A 14,896-nucleotide genomic window follows, 5' to 3' on the forward strand; every position below is an offset into this window, starting at 1 on the left:
CAGGGGGCCGGCCAGGCCGTTCAAGGCCGCCGACACGCTGTAGTAGGCGTTGCTCAGGGCCGAGCCCACCAGGTGGCAGGTGTGGGCCGAGACGTTGCCGCCCTCGTGGTCGCAGTGCAGCACCAGGTACAGGCGCATGCACTCGGCGAACTCCCCGTCCGGGTCCTTGACGCCCAGCATGTGGGCGAAGTTCTGGGACCAGGTCAGGTCCTTCTTCGGCGAGATCCGCGGACCCTTGCGGTAGCGCATGCGGTAGATGCCGGCGGCGATGGCCGGCAGCTTCGCGATCAGGTCCAGCGAGTCCTCCAGCGTGGGCTTCCAGTAGTCCAGCTTGTTCATGCCCTCGTAGTAGGCGTCGCGGAACTTCGACTCGCGCTCCATGGCCAGGATCGCGGTGTCGAACATGCACATCGGGTGGGAATCCTTCGGCATCGCCTCCAGGACCCGCCAGACGTAGGCCGGCACGCGGGCCCGCTCGGCCAGGTCCTGCTGCAGGGCCTTGCTGTCGCGGGACGACGGCATCTCGCCGGTGCACAGCAGGTAGAAGACGTCCTCGGGCGTGCGGTCGGCCAGCTCGGCGATCGGGGTGCCGCGGATCAGCAGGCCCACGTCGGGCGGCACCTCGCTGGTGTCGCAGACCATGCCCTTCACGCCGCGCATGCCGCCGTAGGCCTGGGCGACGGTGACGTCGCTGATCTTGGTGTCGCCGTGGGTCTGCACGAGCGTGCGGATCTCCTGGCGCCATTCGGGGATGAGCTGGGCCATGCGCGTCTGGAGCTTAGCCATGGGGGCCTCCTTGGTGGGTCGGGGCTCGGCATAAAGCGGAGTCCGCAACTCGCCTTAACATCTTGCGGATCTGCATCGCTCTGCGACGAAACATAATCGCAACCACGCGACAAATTCAAGGGGCATCGCGTTTGTCATTCGCGGGGGCAGCGATTACCATGGTGGGGGCGTTCGCCAGGGACGCCGGACATCCCCCTGGAAAGAGTCGATCTGGAGGCAGGCACATGAGCGACGTGACCAAGTGCATCGAGATCCTCGGCGACGCCATCGCCTTCGAGGAGGAAGGCATCCGCTTCTTCACCGAGCACGCCGAATCGGCCGGCTCGGGGGTCGAGCGCAAGATCTTCCAGTCCCTCGCCAAGGACGAGCAGGGCCACCGCGCCTACCTGATCGGTCTGCGCGACGAACTGATCCGCACGCACAACCTGTCGCCGCTCAGCGCCGGCGCCGACCACCCGCACGACCGGTCGCCCCGGCAGATCTTCGAGACGGCCCTCGAGGGCGTCAAGGATCCCTACCGGTACGTGGAGGAGGACCTCGAGATCCTCAAGGGAGCCATGGAGGTCGAGCGCAAGGGCTACACGATGTACGCCAAGGCCGCCGCGACCATGGAGAGCGCCGAGGCCAAGCGCCTGTTCGAGCACCTGGCCGGCGAGGAGCAGTCCCACTACGACCTGCTGAAGAACACCTACGAATACATCCGCGACCCGCAGGGTTGGCACGAGTACGAGGAAGGCGGCATGCTCGACGGCGGCTAGGCCGTCGGCGAAGCCCGTCCCGTTGCGACCAGCGGCCGCTCCGCCACGCCGGCGGGGCGGCCGCGTCTCGAAGGAGCCGACGATGACCGACCGCGCCGCCGCCCGTGATCTCTTCCGCGGCGTCACCGCCCTGGCGCCGATGGCCATGGGCGGCAACCTGCCCTACCGCCGCTTCTGCAAGCAGTACGGGGCGGACACGACCTGCTGCGAGATGCTGCTCGCCCACAAGCTCGTCAAGGCCAGCCGCCTCGAGATCGCGCTGATGCGCCGGCATCCCGAGGAGGGGCCCTTCGGCATCCAGATCGCCGGCAGCAAGCCGGAGCTCATGGCCGAGGCCGCCCGCATCGCCGCGGACGCCGGCGCCGACTACCTCGACCTGAATTTCGGCTGCCCGATCGACCTGATGGTCCGCAAGGGGATCGGCGCGGCGGCGCTGCAGCGGCCGGCGCGGCTGGCCGCCATGGTGGCCGCCGCGCGCGCGGCCGTCGACCTGCCGCTGCTGGTGAAGCTGCGGCTCGGCTGGTCGGAACAGAAGGTGAACGCCCCGGAACTCGCCCGCCTGGCCGAGGCCGAGGGCGCCGACGCCCTGGTGGTCCACGGCCGCACGCGCGAGCAGCGCTACCGGCGCGACGCGGACTGGGACGCCATCGCCGACGCCGCGCGCGCCGTCGCGATCCCGGTGCTGGGCAACGGCGACATCCTGACGGTCTGGGACCGCGACCGGCGCCTCGCGCAGGCGCCGGTCGCCGGCGTGGTCGTGGCGCGCGGCGCGCTGATCAAGCCGTGGGTCTTCCGGGAGCTGAAGGAGGGGCGGCCGTGGTACCCCACGGTCGCGGAGCGCTGGGCGGTGATGGCGCGCTACGTGGCGCTCGCCAAGGAGCACTTCGGCGACGACGAGAAGGGCCTGGCCCGCGTCGAACGCTTCACGCTCTGGCACCTGGGGTTCTGGCACCGCTACCGGCCCTTCACGCAGGCGGACGTCCTCGCGCAGGAGACGTCGCCGATCCAGCGACGCGTCGACTGGCCCGGCGACGATCCCGAGGAACTGCTGCTGGCGAGCGAGCAGGAGCAGGACCACCGGCGGATCTGGGCGCGCCTGCTTGACGGCGACCACCCCGGAGCGTAAGCTCCCCCCGCGGCCGCCCCGCGGCCGCCGACGACATCCATTCCGGTGATCACCCGGAAGCCGGTGCGAATCCGGCGCGGCCCCGCCACTGTGAGCGGCGACGAAACCCGTACGAAGCCACTGGTCCATGCGACCGGGAAGGCACGGGGAGTAGGACGACCCGCGAGCCAGGAGACCGATCCCCGGACCTCTGCCATCACCCTCGCGGGAGGAGTTCGTGGCATGCTGCGCGGCATCGGTGCGTCCCTGCTCATCGCCGGCCTCGGTTGCCTTCTCGTCCCACCGCTCGCGGCACAGCCGGACGCGGGCGGGTCCGACCTCGCGTCGGAGCAATACGACCTCGTCGAACTCGACTTCCTGACCTACGCCGACACCATCACGGTCCTCGGGCCGGCGGTCTCCGCGTCCCCGTTCCCCGTCGGCGACGCCACGGTCACCATCGTGGACCTCGACCGCCCCGGCGCGCCCGGCGACCTGGCCGAACTGGTGGCCGGCGTCGCCGGCCTGCAGGTGCGGCGCTACGGCGGGCTGGGCGCCGAGGCCGTGCCCTCCATCCGCGGCTCGACGTCGGCCCAGGTCCAGGTGCTGGTCGACGGGCTGCCCCTGGCCGACGCCCAGGACGGCGGCGTCGACCTCTCCCGCCTGCCGCTGGCGCGCTACGCGAGCGCCGAGATCTACCGCGGCTACGTGCCCGCCCGCTTCGGCGGCGGCGGCGGCGCGGGCGCCGTGAACCTCGTGACCCGCCGCGGCGCCGCCGGCGGCGGCCTGCGCTTCGGCGCCGGTTCCTTCGGCGAAGCCTCGGTGCGGGGGGAGCGGACCCTGAGCGCGGGGGCCGTGGAGCTGGGCCTGCTGCTGCACGCGCGCCGCACCGACAACGCCTTCGGCTACCGCGACCACAACCAGACCTTCGCCAACCCCGACGACGACCGCGACGCGGTGCGCCGCAACGCCGGCTGGCGCGAGCACGGCGGCAGTCTGTCCGGCAGCTGGCACGGACCGGCCCTGCTGGCCCGCTGGCGGCTCAACGCGCTGCGGCGCGAGGGCGGCCGTCCGGGACCGGTCGGCGGGTTCGAGAGTCCGCACGCAGCGCTGCGCCGCGACGGCAGCGACCTGCGGCTGTCCCTGTCCGACCCGCGGGAACGGCTGGGGCTGGACCTCTTCGTCGGGCGCGAGGACGAACGCCTCGAGGACCTCGAGCGCGAGGTGGGCTGGGATCCCGCCGGCGTGTCGACGTCCCGCAGCGAGCAGGCCTTCGCACGCCTCGGCTGGCGCGGCGGCCGGCAGGCGGGGGACGGCGCGGAACTGCGCTGGCGCCTGAGCGCCGAGGGCCGCCGGCAGTGGTACGACGAGACGGTCCCGGGCCTGGACGATCCCCTGCGCACGCGCACCACGCTGGGCGCGGCGGCCGTGCTGGAGGCCCTCTTCTACGCGCCCCGCCTCACGCTGCGGCCCCAGTGGCGCTGGAGCCGGTTGGAGGACGATTTCCCGGCGCTGCCGGCTCTGCCGTGGCTGCCGCCGCCGCCGCTGGCCGCGCCGCACGTCCACCGTGACGCCGCGCCCGTGCTCGGGCTGACCTGGGAGGCGCGGCCCGGCACGCTCTTCTTCGAGGGGCACGTCGGCACCTCACTGCGCGAGCCGGGCTGGGTGGAGCTCTTCGGGCAGCGCGGCGGCGTGCAGGGCAACCGCGAACTCGTGCCCGAGGAGATCAGCAGCCGCGACCTCTGCGCGCAGCTGCGTCCGAACCCCGACCTGCATCTGCGACTGGCCTGGTTCCGCACCGAGGTGGAGCGGGCCATCCTCTGGCGGACGACGTCGCAGTACACCAGCCAGGCGTTCAACGCCGGCGCCACGTCCGCCTCGGGCGTCGAGTTGGAGGTCGCGCTCGGCCGGCCGCAGGGACCGCGCCTGCAGGGGAACCTGACCGCCCAGGACACCCGCGACCGCGGCGACGATCCCGTCTACCGCGGCAAGGACCTGCCCTACCTGCCGGAATTCGAGGCGGCGCTGGAGGCCGCCCTGCCGATGGGCCCCTGGCGCCTGGGCGTGGGCTGGCAGCACCAGGCCGCGGCCTACCGCGACCGCTACAACTCCGCCGCCGACCGCATCCCCGTGCGCACGCTCTGGAACGCGTCCGTGGCCCGCGCGTGGCGGCGGGGGGGGCGCGCGCTGACCGCGTCGCTGGAGATCGTCAACCTGACCGACGCCGACGTGTACGACGTCGCCGGTTTTCCGCTTCCGGGCCGCAGCTTCCGGGCGGGCCTGAACCTCGATTGACAAGGAGCCGGCAACGTGAACCGCAGCCTCCGCCTCGCCGTCCTCTGCCTCTGCCTGGGCACGGCCGCGCCCGTCGTCGCCTGGGACGACTTCGTCGTGCTGACCACCGACTTCCAGACCGTCGGCGGCGTCACGCGCGTGGACCGCGACGCACCCTGGTTGTCCGCGATCGACGTGGCGACCATCTCGTCCGACGCCGTGGGCCGCTGGCACGACGGCCGCTACTACGTGGTCAACCGCAGCGCGTCCAACATCCAGGTCCTGGATCCCGCGCAGGGCATGGCCACCGTCCTGCAGTTCAGCGTCGGGGTCGGGCGCAACCCCCAGGACATCGCGTTCTCCACCGACGGGCGCGCCTTCGTCTCCTGCCTCGACGCGGCCCTGCTGCTGGAGGTGGATCCCGTCGCCGGCGGCGTGGTGCGGTCGTGGTCCACCGCCGGTTTCGCCGACGCCGACGGGCTGCCCGAAACCGGCTGGATGCTGGCCGTCGCCGACCGCCTCTTCATCACCTGCCAGCGCCTGAACCGCGACGGCTGGTGGGAGCCGACCGGCCCGGGGCTGCTGCTCGTCTTCGACATGGTCGCCGGGACCTGGGGCGCGCCCGTCGTGCTGGCCGGGTACAACCCGGCGCCGCCGCTGTCGCTGTCGCCCGACGGCACGCGGCTGCTGGCGCCGACGGTGGGCCAGTACGGCCTGCTGGACGCGGGCTTCGAGACGGTCGACCTGGCGACCCTGACCAGCAGCGGCCTGCTGGTCACCGAGCAGCAGTTCGGCGGCGAGGTCGTCGACGTCGTCATGACCGGGGCGCACCGCGCCTGGGCGATCCTGAACGACACGTCCTTCCGCACGTCGCTGAAGACCTTCGACCCCGCAGGCGGCGTTGCCCCCACGACCGTCGTCGCCTCGAACGGCTACCATTACGCGGACCTGGCGTGGGACGGCGCGCAGCAGATCTACCTCTGCGACCGGACGACCGGCGCCGCCGGCGTGCGCGTGTTCCACCAGACTTCGGCCGCCGAGTTGACCGCGGCCCCGATCCCCACGGGCCGGCCGCCGTTCCAGGCCGTCCTGCCCCTGGAGACCGACGCGACCGCGGCTCCCCACATCGCGGCGGCCGCCGGTCCCGCGTTGGGCGCGCCCTGGCCCAACCCGGCCAACCCGCGCACGACCTTCGCCGCCGTGGCCGCTCCCGGCGCCGCCGTCGCGTTCGCGGTGCTGGACCTGCGCGGCCGGCGCCTGTGCGAGGCGAACCGCACGGCCGGCGCCGACGGGCGCGCCGTGTGGGAGTTCGACGGCCGCGACCGCGCGGGGCGCGCCCTGCCTTCGGGCGCCTACCGCGTGACCGTGTCCGGCGCGGGGGAGGCGGCCGGCGAGGCGCGCCTGTTCACCCTGGCGCGCTGACCGGCCGCGCACTAGGATGGACCCGCACCCCGACCAGGAGCCGACATGACCCGCATCTACACCCGGACCGGCGACGACGGCGAGACGTCCCTCATCGGCGGGCGTCGCGCCCCCAAGGCGGACGTGCGCGTGGATCTCTACGGCGAGGTGGACGAGCTCAACAGCCACCTCGGCCTCGCGGTCGCCCTGCTCGGCGCCGCGCCGCCGCCCGCCGCCGCCGGCGACGCCGACGCGGTCCGGACGCTGCGCGACGAACTGTCGACGATCCAGTCGCGGCTGTTCGACCTCGGCGCCTTGCTGGCCGACCCCGAGCGCAGCGAGCAGCTCGCGCGCGAGGGCGCGCCGGTGCCCGGTCTCGACGAGGCGGACCTCGAGCGGGCGATCGACCGCATGGAGGGCGGCCTCGCGCCGCTGCGCCGCTTCATCCTGCCGGGTGGGGTCCCGGCCGCCGCGGCCCTGCACGTCGCGCGCACGGTGTGCCGGCGGGCCGAACGCCGCACCGTCGCCGCGGCCCGCGACATCGCCGTGCCCGCGGCGGTGATCCGCTACCTGAACCGCCTGAGCGACTACCTGTTCGTCGCCGCGCGCCGGCTCGACGCGGCCCACGGGGCGGCGGAGACCGTGTGGACCGCCTACGCGCCCGACGGCGATGACGGGACGCGGCCGTGAACGACGCCGTGCGCGAGCGGAACATCCTGCTCGTCACGTCGGTGGCGCACTTCCTGGCCCACTTCGGCCTGCTGATCTTCCCGTCCCTGGTCCTGTCGATCCAGCGGGACTGGAACCTGCCCTTCGATCGCGCGCTCGCCCTCGGCTTCTGGATGTACCTGCTGTTCGGTCTGGGCGCCCTGCCCACCGGCGTGCTGACCGACCTGTGGCGACGTCCCCGGCTGATGATCGTCATCTGCCTGGCGGGCATGGCCGCCTGCTCGCTGTGGGCCGGCCTGACGCGCACGGCGTCGCAGCTGACCTGGGCGCTGGGCGGCCTGGGCCTGTTCGCCTCGATCTACCATCCCGCGGGCATGGGGCTGATCTCCACCGGCGTGAAGCGCCGGGGCTGGGCTCTGGGCGTCAACGGGGTCGCCGGCAACCTCGGCGAGGTCCTCGCCCCGGTCGCGGCGGGCCTGCTGGCGGTGGTGCTGGGCTGGCGCAGCGTCTACCTGGTGCTGGCCGTGCCTTCGGCCGCGATGGCCGTGCTGGCCCTGCGCCTGCGCGCCGACGGGTCGCCCGCGCCCGCCGCCCGCGAGGCGGCGTCGCCGCGCGGGCGGCGGCGGACCGTGCTCGTCTTCTCGCTGCTCTGCGTGGCGATGGTGTGCGGCGGGATCGCCTACCGCGGTCAGACCCTGGTGCTGCCGAAGTGGTTCCAGGAGCAGGGCGGCGCGCTGGTCGCCGCCGTCGAGGGCTGGACGTGGCTGCCCCGCGCCGGGGGCAGCGTCGTCGCGGCCACGGCCCTCACCTCCCTGGCCTACCTCGTCGGCGCCCTGGGGCAGGTGGTGGGCGGGCGGCTCTCCGATCGCCACGACCTGCGGCGGGTCTACTTCGGCTTCCAGGCCTGCGCCCTGCCGCTGCTGGTCCTGATGGGGCGGACGTCCGGCCTGGCGCTGCTGCTCGCGGCCATGGCCTACTCCTTCTTCGCCTTCGGCATGCAGCCGGCCGAGAACTCCCTGGTGGCGGCGCTCACACCGCCGCGGCTGCGCAGCACCGGCTACGGCCTGAAGTTCGTGCTCGTCTTCGGCATGGGCTCGCTGGCGGTCAAGCTGGTCGGCGACTGGGAGCGGGCCGGTGGCCTGGCGACGGTGTTCCCCCGCCTCGCGCTGTTCATCTTCGGCCTGCTGGCGAGCGTGATCGTGCTGACCCTCTTCACGCGCCGCGAAGCGATCCGCAACCGGAACTGAACCCCTCCACGTCGATGGGCACCAAGGTAAAGGCCCCGCTTGCGCGGGGCCCCGGAATCGTCGTTCTGTGCGGCGGGGAACTCAGTCGGCCATCGTGATGGCTTCGGTCGGGCAAGCCTCCAGGCACGCTTCGCAGTCGGTGCACGTGTCGGGGTCGACCTTCGCGACGCCGTCGCCGGTCATGGCGATGGCCTCGGTCGGGCAGGCCTCGATGCAGGACTCGCACCCGGTGCACTCGTCGGGGTTCACAAAAGCAGGCATGGGTGACTCCTTGGTCAGGGAAAACGCCCGGGTCCGGAAACGCCGGCAGGTGTGTACTCAAGGGGCAAAATTGTCCGGGGCGACGATCTTGTCAATCATTGATTCCTCAGTTTCGATATTGAAAGCTACGGTCAACAGGGCGGGGGCACAGGAGCGTCAGAAGGATCGGCGGGTCGCCCTCGCCGCGGCCAGGACGGCCGCCCCGGCCAGCAGGGCCAGGTCGCGCAGCAGCAGCGAAAGGCCCACGGTGTGGGCGTCCTCGGTGCCGAAGCAGCCGCAGGAGATGTCCAGGCCGCGCGCCATGGCCGAACCGATGGCGGCCATGAACATCACCAGCATCAGGATCACCAGCCAAGCGGCGCCGCGGCGGGCGAGGCCGAGGATCATTGCCCCTCCGGCCACGAATTCCAGCCAGGGCATCAGCATGGCCATCGGGTGCAGCAGCCAGGCCGGCGCCAGCCGGTAGTGGGCGATGGACTGCGCGAAACCCGCGGGGTCGAGGATCTTGTCGAACGATGCGTAGACGAAGGTGCCGCCCACCAGGAAGCGCAGCAGCAGGTCCATCCAGTCGGGGATCGTCCGGAAGCGGCTGCCGGTGGCGACGCCGACGGCGGCGGGGTCAGTCATGCCCGGCCCCCCCGTCTTCGGCTTGGATCTCGGCGTCGGTCTGGAGCTCGCCGCCGGCCTGCTCCCAACCGTCGAGCGATCCCTGCAGCAGGTGGATGTCCGTGAACCCGCGCTCCCGCAGGCGGCCGGCCACGGCGGCGGCGACCAGCAGGTTGCCGTCGCCGTAGACCAGCAGCGGGTCGGCGGGGGAGAGGAAGTCGAAGACCTCCCGCAGGTCGTCGTCGAAGGTCTCCTGCCCCAGGGCGAAGGAGCCGGGGATGCGGCGCGCCGGCGCGCCGGCGCGCGTGTCCACCGGGACGCAGGCGTTGTCCAGGAAGAGGGCCACCGCTTCGGCGGCCGACATGATGGGGAAGCCCAGGTCGAGTTCGTAGGCGGCCAGATCGGCGCGCAGCGGCAGGCGCGGCGTGCGCACCGCCCAGCTCAACCCCGCGGCGGCCAGGGACAGGGCCAGCAACAGCGCGGCTTCGCGCAGGGGGCGCGCGCGCGCGAACGGCTGGATCCCGGGTGCGCTCTCGGCCACGACGCTCCTACATCTTGAGCATGTACTTGACGGTGGCCTTGAGCTCCGGCGCGCTCTTCGAGTCGGTCCGCACGAGCAGGGTGCCGTTGAAGCGGCCCTTCGCGGCGATGGCGGCGGGGTCGCTGGTCGCCAGGGGCAAGCCTTCGACCTCGATCGTCGTCTCGCCGGAATCTGCATTGCGGGTGATGGAGGTCACCTTGAAGCCGGGCAGGTCGATCGTCGCTTCCTTGACGTTCACGACCGCGCCGCTCTGGGGCCGCAGGATGAAACGGCGCGTCATCTTCGAGTTGGGGGCGGCGTAGCGGAAGTTGACCTCTTCGGGCAGGAGCACCACGGGCGCCAGGACCGCGCCGGAGACCGAGATGTCGATCTGGGAGCGCTGCGGCACGTTCGTGTGGAAGGTGACGAGCTCGCGGATCTGGCCCGTGGGGGCGTCCTTGCGCAGGCGGATCGTGGCGCGCTTCGCGTTCGCCGTGGCGCCCGGCGTCACTTCGATCGTGAACAGGTCGGCCCGCGTCTTGATGACTTCGATGCTCAACGTCGGCAGGTCGGGGGTGCTGAACTCGACGACCTGCTCGGCGCCCTGCCCCAGCGGCACCCGCCCGAAGGTGACCGCCTTGTCGACGGGCAGCACGGCCAGCGGCGCGTGCACCTCGGCCAGGATCGGGATCTCGATGATGGTGCGGACCGGGTCGTTGGTCTGGACCGTCACGAGCTTGTGCTGGGGACCCTGGAAGTCCTTGCTGCTGAACGTCACCTCGATCGTCGTGCTCTCTCCGGGCGACAGGGAGTTGCGGCCCGGCTTGGCCACGGTGCAGCCGCAGGTGCTCTCGACGTTGATGATGTCCAGCACCATGTCGCCGTCGTTGCGGACGACCAGGGAGGCGGTCCGGGCCTCGTTCTGTTCGAGGCGGCCGAAGTCGATCTCCGGCGGCATGATCGAGACCTTGGCCGAGGCGTGGGCGACGGTCGCAAAGACGGTCGAAAAGACGGCCGGCAGGACGGCCAGCAGGGCCAGCCCGGCGAGCCGGCGCAGGGGGAGGCGGCGTATCGTGGTCATGATCGTGGCCGATCCTTGGGTCTGGGGTCGGGAACGCGCGTGATCCGGACATGAACCCCCCGCCGCCGCACCGGGTTCCCGACGGCGGCGGGTCACTCGATAATGTCTCACATTCCGCGCTCCTGGCAAGCCGGATGCTCTGCGACGTCCACCGGAACCCCCGGCGGGCGGCTACGGTGGCCGCTGCCCGTCCGTGTGGATACCATGGCGTGACGGGGCGCCGCCGGTTCCGGCGGCCGCCCAGCCTAGAAGGAGATCCGAGATGACGACCGGCATCCGCGACAGCGTGCTGGACCTGGTGGGGAACACGCCCCTGGTCCGCCTGCCCCGCCTGAACACGACCGCCGCCGACCTGGTGGCCAAGCTCGAGTTCTTCAACCCCATGGCCAGCGTCAAGGACCGCATCGGCAAGGCCATGATCGAGGCCGCCGAGCGCGACGGCCTGCTGGCGCCGGGCGGGGAGATCATCGAGCCGACGTCCGGCAACACCGGCATCGGCCTGGCCTTCGTCTGCGCCGCCAAGGGCTACCGGCTGACCCTGACGATGCCCGAGAGCATGTCCCGCGAACGGCGCGCCATCATGCGGGCGCTCGGCGCCGAGCTCGTGCTGACGCCGGCGGCCGCGGGCATGAAGGGCGCCATCGCGCGCGCGGGGGAGCTGCTGGCCGAGCGGCCGGGCGCGTTCATGCCCCAGCAGTTCGACAACCCGGCCAACCCGGAGGTCCACCGCCGCACGACGGCGGAGGAGATCTGGCGCGACACCGGCGGCGAGGTGGACGTGCTGATCTCGGGCGTGGGCACCGGCGGCACCCTGACCGGCGTCGCCTCGGTGCTGAAGGCGCGTCGGCCGGGCTTCCGCGCCGTGGCCGTGGAGCCCGCCGATTCGCCCGTCCTCTCCGGGGGGGCGCCCGGCCCGCACAAGATCCAGGGCATCGGCGCCGGCTTCGTGCCCTCGATCCTCGACACCGCGCTGATCGACGAGGTGATCCGGGTGACCAACGACGAGGCCATGGCCATGGCCCGCCGCGCGGCGCGCGAGGAGGGCCTGTTCGTCGGCATCTCGTCCGGCGCCGCCCTGCACGCGGCCCTGGCGGTGGCCGCGCGGCCCGAGAGCGCCGGCAAGCGCCTCGTCGTGGTGATCCCGAGCTTCGGCGAGCGCTACCTCACGTCCGACCTGTACCGCGACCTGCTCGGCGACTGAACGCCGCCACGGAGGCTCGACATGAACCCCAGGGACCCGCGCTGCTCCGGCCGCCTCCAGGACCTCGCCCGCGAGCTCGCCGCCGACTACCAGTCCGCCGGCGGCTTCAACCGCGCGGGGGACGCCGAACTGCCCTCGTTCGCGCGGGTGGAGGCGGTGCTGCAGGACCTGCTGACGATCGTGTTCCCGGGCTACTTCGGCGGCCGACTGGGGGCGCGCGCCTGCCTCGAGACCTTCGTCGCCGCGAAGATCGACGCCGCCTACGACGCGCTCGCGGAGATCCTCGGCGGCACGCTCGCCTTCTGCGCCCGCGAGGGCGTCCACACGCCGCAGCCGCTGCCCCTGGCCGGCGCGAACCCGGAGTCGGACATCCCCACCGCCGCCGAGAGCCTGGCGCTGGCTTACCTCGGTCGGCTGCCGGGGATCCGCGCCCTGGTGCGCACCGACGTCGAGGCCGCCTTCCTGGGCGACCCCGCCGCCACCGGGCGCGACGAGGTCATCCTCTGCTACCCCGGCCTGCTGGCCATCGCCGTGCACCGCCTGGCGCACCCGCTGCAGGCGGCGGGCGTGCCGATCGTGCCGCGCCTGATGAGCGAGTGGGCGCACGCCCGCACCGGCGTGGACATCCACCCCGGGGCGACGATCGGCCCGCACTTCTTCATCGATCACGGCACCGGCGTGGTCGTGGGCGAAACCACGCGCATCGGCGCCCGCGTGAAGATCTACCAGGGCGTCACCCTCGGCGCCCTGAGCTTCAAGCGCGCACCCGACGGCTCGCTGGCCAAGGGCGGCCGGCGTCACCCGACCATCGAGGACGACGTGACGATCTACGCCAACGCCACCATCCTGGGCGGCGAGACCGTCGTCGGCCGCGGCGCCGTGGTCGGCGGCGGCTGCTGGGTCGTGGCCTCGGTGCCGGCCGGCGGGCGCATCCTGACCCACACCCACGACGACCGCTGATCAACGCTTCTCCCGCGGCCAGGATGGGGGTTGTCCCCGTCCCGCCGCCGGGGTATCTTCCCGGACATCCACCCCCCCTGCCCCGGAGGACACCATGTCCCGACGTCGTTGCTGGTCCGCGGCCCCCGTCTGCGCGGCGGCCCTGCTGGCCCTGTCCGTCCTGTCGCCCCGGCCGGCCCCGGCCTCGCCGCCGCCTGCCGACGCCGATCCCGGCTGCCTGGCGCGCGCCAAGGCCGGCCTGACGACGGCCGGCGCCGTCGGCGACAAGTCCTCGCTCGCGGGTGACGACTACGACGTGCGCGACTACCGCCTGCAGTTGACGCTGGATCCCGCCGCTGCGACCTACCAGGGCGTCGTCACCGTCACCTACGTGGCCGGGCTGGATTACGCGGGCGTGCTGGTCCTGGACTGCGTCGGCCCCGTGGTCACCGGCGTCACCGACGGCGAGACGGCGCTGCCCTTCGTCCAGGCGGGCGGCGCGCTGCGCGTCACGACCGCGGGCAAGCGCGAAGCGGCGGTCGACAGCGTCGTGGTGACCTACGGCAACGCGCTGCCGCTGCGGACCCGCGAGGGGTTGAGCCTCTGGTACTGGGACTACCCCGAGGACACCGACCCGATCATCTCGAGCATGAGCCAGCCCGATGCGGCCCGCACCTGGTGGCCCTGCAAGGACCGCTCCGACGACAAGGCCCGCTGCCGGGTGGAGATCACGGCCCCCGCCGGCCTCGTCGGGGTGTCCAACGGCAGCCTCGTGGACGAGATCGACCACGGCGACGGCACGCTCACCCGGATCTGGCGCGAGGACCACCCCATCGCCACCTACCTGGTGTCGGTGGCCCTGAGCGCCTACGCCGATTTCGGCAGCCTGTGCGTGACCGGCGACGGCAGCGTGCCGCTGCGGCACTGGGTCCACCCCGACGACGTGGACGCCGCCCAGGTCGACTTCGCGCCCCTGTGCGACATGATCGACGTCATGGAGGGCCTCGTCGGGCGCTACCCGTTCGCCGACGAGAAGTACGGCCACGCGGAATTCCTGAACATGAACTCGGGCGCGATGGAGCACCAGACCGTGACGAGCTACGGCCGCAACCTGATCCGCGGCAACAACCACTACGACTGGATCATGGTCCACGAGCTGGCCCACCAGTGGTTCGGCGACGCGCTCACGCCCCGCGGCTGGCAGGACATCTGGCTCAACGAGGGCTTCGCCACCTACGCCGAGGCCCTCTGGGAGGAGCATCTGTACGGGATGGCCCCCGACGGCGAGGACGGGTACTTCCCCTGGATCCGCTCCAAGCGCTGGTCGTCGGACTGGATCGGCGAGACGCCCGTCTACGACCCCTTCCCGATCCTCGACCAGGTCGTCTACGACAAGGGAGCCTGGATCCTGCACATGCTGCGCGGGAGGATGGGGGACGGCGATTTCTTCGCGCTGTTGGCCGACTGGACCGCGACCGCGCGCCTGCACGGCGTGGTGGACACCGGGATGTTCATCGACCTCGCCTCCGAGCACGCCGGCGAGGACCTCACGGGCTTCTTCACTCCCTGGCTGGAGGCCACGACGGTCCCGCACCTGGAGTTCACGTCCCTGACGACGGACGGCACCGCCGGCGCGGGCACGCGCCTGCAAGTCCGGCTGCGCGATCGCAGCGGCGTGGCCTTCGACAACGTCTACCCGGTGCGGGTGACGACCGAGGCGGGCGAGGAGTGGCGCGCGCTGCGCCTGGTCGGGTCGGAGACGACGCAGAGCTTCGACTTCACCACCGCGGTGCAGTCCGCCGCGCTCGACCCCCTGGGGTGGGTCGCCTGGCGGGAGGCCGCCGCGAACCCGGATCCGCTGCGCCTGCTGCGGTCGTACCCCAACCCGTCGTTCAACGGGGTGATCGCCCTGGTCTACCTGCAGCAGGAGGCGGCGGTCCTCAAGCTGGAGATCTTCGACGCGGCCGGGCGCCGCCTGCACCGCCGCGACGTGGACGCCGCCGGGTCGTCGCTGCTGGAGCGCGAGGAGCTGTGGAACGGCCGGGACG

General features: G+C 72.5%; 14 protein-coding genes and 1 riboswitch. Of the genes, 9 read left to right on the top strand and 5 right to left on the bottom strand.

The genetic code is table 11. The annotated features are described in order from the left end of the window. A partial coding sequence (locus tag Q7W29_04085) for a citrate/2-methylcitrate synthase (protein ID MDO9170993.1) occupies nucleotides 1–786 on the bottom strand: 786 nt, incomplete at its 3' end. Between the two features lie 224 nt (nucleotides 787–1,010). Here Q7W29_04085 and Q7W29_04090 point away from each other — a divergent pair. From Q7W29_04090 to Q7W29_04115, 6 genes are all read left to right on the top strand, one after another. Continuing rightward, the gene (locus tag Q7W29_04090; protein MDO9170994.1) at nucleotides 1,011–1,544 is read left to right on the top strand and encodes a ferritin family protein; all 534 of its coding nucleotides are present in this window, start codon (nucleotides 1,011–1,013) and stop codon (nucleotides 1,542–1,544) included. A gap of 82 nt (nucleotides 1,545–1,626) precedes the next feature. Beyond that, the gene (locus tag Q7W29_04095) at nucleotides 1,627–2,670 is read left to right on the top strand and encodes a tRNA-dihydrouridine synthase family protein (protein MDO9170995.1); all 1,044 of its coding nucleotides are present in this window, start codon (nucleotides 1,627–1,629) and stop codon (nucleotides 2,668–2,670) included. A gap of 55 nt (nucleotides 2,671–2,725) precedes the next feature. Further along, a riboswitch (cobalamin riboswitch) is annotated at nucleotides 2,726–2,846 on the top strand. Nucleotides 2,847–2,892: 46 nt separating this feature from the next. After that, on the top strand, nucleotides 2,893–4,944 hold the full coding sequence (locus Q7W29_04100; GenBank protein MDO9170996.1) for a TonB-dependent receptor: 2,052 nt from the start codon (nucleotides 2,893–2,895) through the stop codon (nucleotides 4,942–4,944). A 15-nt stretch (nucleotides 4,945–4,959) separates the two neighbouring features. Next, nucleotides 4,960–6,345, top strand: coding sequence for a hypothetical protein (locus Q7W29_04105; protein ID MDO9170997.1), 1,386 nt, complete (start codon nucleotides 4,960–4,962; stop codon nucleotides 6,343–6,345). A 45-nt stretch (nucleotides 6,346–6,390) separates the two neighbouring features. Continuing rightward, a complete protein-coding gene (locus tag Q7W29_04110; GenBank protein ID MDO9170998.1) occupies nucleotides 6,391–7,014 on the top strand; it encodes a cob(I)yrinic acid a,c-diamide adenosyltransferase in 624 nt (207 codons plus the stop codon). Continuing rightward, nucleotides 7,011–8,240 carry an MFS transporter gene (locus tag Q7W29_04115; GenBank protein ID MDO9170999.1) on the top strand — a complete coding sequence of 410 codons (1,230 nt, stop codon included), beginning with the start codon at nucleotides 7,011–7,013 and terminating at the stop codon, nucleotides 8,238–8,240. Before Q7W29_04110 ends, Q7W29_04115 begins: the two co-directional genes overlap by 4 nt. A gap of 81 nt (nucleotides 8,241–8,321) precedes the next feature. Here the strand turns inward: Q7W29_04115 and Q7W29_04120 are convergent, their stop codons facing one another. The 4 genes from Q7W29_04120 to Q7W29_04135 form a co-directional block, all read right to left on the bottom strand. Next, nucleotides 8,322–8,501 (bottom strand): 4Fe-4S binding protein, encoded by a 180-nt coding sequence (locus Q7W29_04120; GenBank protein ID MDO9171000.1) that lies wholly within the window; start codon nucleotides 8,499–8,501, stop codon nucleotides 8,322–8,324. Nucleotides 8,502–8,657: 156 nt separating this feature from the next. Beyond that, the gene (locus Q7W29_04125) at nucleotides 8,658–9,128 is read right to left on the bottom strand and encodes a MauE/DoxX family redox-associated membrane protein (GenBank protein ID MDO9171001.1); all 471 of its coding nucleotides are present in this window, start codon (nucleotides 9,126–9,128) and stop codon (nucleotides 8,658–8,660) included. Further along, nucleotides 9,121–9,648: a rhodanese-like domain-containing protein gene (locus tag Q7W29_04130; GenBank protein MDO9171002.1), complete on the bottom strand. Its 528-nt coding sequence runs from the start codon at nucleotides 9,646–9,648 to the stop codon at nucleotides 9,121–9,123. The genes Q7W29_04125 and Q7W29_04130 overlap by 8 nt, the downstream gene beginning before the upstream one ends. A gap of 7 nt (nucleotides 9,649–9,655) precedes the next feature. Further along, entirely contained in the window at nucleotides 9,656–10,708 is a 1,053-nt protein-coding gene (locus Q7W29_04135; GenBank protein ID MDO9171003.1) for a DUF1573 domain-containing protein, read from the bottom strand. A 262-nt stretch (nucleotides 10,709–10,970) separates the two neighbouring features. On the opposite strand from Q7W29_04135, the gene cysK reads away from it, so the two are divergent. The 3 genes from cysK to Q7W29_04150 form a co-directional block, all read left to right on the top strand. Then, nucleotides 10,971–11,909: a cysteine synthase A gene (cysK, locus tag Q7W29_04140; protein MDO9171004.1), complete on the top strand. Its 939-nt coding sequence runs from the start codon at nucleotides 10,971–10,973 to the stop codon at nucleotides 11,907–11,909. Nucleotides 11,910–11,930: 21 nt separating this feature from the next. After that, nucleotides 11,931–12,869: a serine acetyltransferase gene (locus tag Q7W29_04145; GenBank protein MDO9171005.1), complete on the top strand. Its 939-nt coding sequence runs from the start codon at nucleotides 11,931–11,933 to the stop codon at nucleotides 12,867–12,869. 94 nt (nucleotides 12,870–12,963) lie between these two features. Then, the coding region (locus Q7W29_04150; protein MDO9171006.1) for a M1 family metallopeptidase at nucleotides 12,964–14,896 on the top strand (1,933 nt) is incomplete at its 3' end.

The sequence above is a fragment of the bacterium genome (genome assembly GCA_030654305.1).
In the GTDB taxonomy this organism is placed as follows: Bacteria; Krumholzibacteriota; Krumholzibacteriia; order LZORAL124-64-63; family LZORAL124-64-63; genus PNOJ01.

Excerpts from the sequence above, each read along its gene's own strand:
- Q7W29_04100 (MDO9170996.1), top strand. The coding sequence starts at position 2,893 with ATGCTGCGCGGCATCGGTGCGTCCCTGCTCATCGCCGGCCTCGGTTGC.
- Q7W29_04135 (MDO9171003.1), bottom strand. The coding sequence starts at position 10,708 with ATGACCACGATACGCCGCCTCCCCCTGCGCCGGCTCGCCGGGCTGGCC.
- Q7W29_04095 (MDO9170995.1), top strand. The coding sequence starts at position 1,627 with ATGACCGACCGCGCCGCCGCCCGTGATCTCTTCCGCGGCGTCACCGCC.
- Q7W29_04110 (MDO9170998.1), top strand. The coding sequence starts at position 6,391 with ATGACCCGCATCTACACCCGGACCGGCGACGACGGCGAGACGTCCCTC.
- Q7W29_04125 (MDO9171001.1), bottom strand. The coding sequence starts at position 9,128 with ATGACTGACCCCGCCGCCGTCGGCGTCGCCACCGGCAGCCGCTTCCGG.
- cysK (MDO9171004.1), top strand. The coding sequence starts at position 10,971 with ATGACGACCGGCATCCGCGACAGCGTGCTGGACCTGGTGGGGAACACG.
- Q7W29_04120 (MDO9171000.1), bottom strand. The coding sequence starts at position 8,501 with ATGCCTGCTTTTGTGAACCCCGACGAGTGCACCGGGTGCGAGTCCTGC.
- Q7W29_04090 (MDO9170994.1), top strand. The coding sequence starts at position 1,011 with ATGAGCGACGTGACCAAGTGCATCGAGATCCTCGGCGACGCCATCGCC.
- Q7W29_04145 (MDO9171005.1), top strand. The coding sequence starts at position 11,931 with ATGAACCCCAGGGACCCGCGCTGCTCCGGCCGCCTCCAGGACCTCGCC.